At 70.6% G+C, this 238-nt stretch carries 1 protein-coding gene; it reads right to left on the minus strand.

Going from position 1 to position 238, the window contains the following annotated elements; translation table 11 throughout:
- The coding region (locus PVZ80_RS00285; protein WP_273863291.1) for a type VI secretion system Vgr family protein at positions 1–238 on the minus strand (238 nt) is incomplete at both ends.

A 238-nucleotide genomic window follows, 5' to 3' on the forward strand; every position in this document is an offset into this window, starting at 1 on the left:
GTCCCGCCGGTCCAACTGCCCGCCGTTGGCCTCGGCCTGCGCCTCGGTGGTCAGCAGCAGCCCCTGGGTAGCGCGCAGCGCCCCGTGCAGGTCAGTGCGTAGTTCGAAGCCCTCACCTCGCGGCTTCCCGCCGTCCGGGCGCGGGTGGGTGAGGTAGCCCAGGTGCAGGTGGCTGGCGCCATGGTCGTTCATCAACGCCGCGCTGATCTCCTTCGTCGTGTCGTCGATCCGCAGTTCG

The organism is Pseudomonas sp. B3G-3, from assembly GCF_028640915.1.
Taxonomy (GTDB): domain Bacteria; phylum Pseudomonadota; class Gammaproteobacteria; order Pseudomonadales; family Pseudomonadaceae; genus Aquipseudomonas; species Aquipseudomonas chlororaphis_I.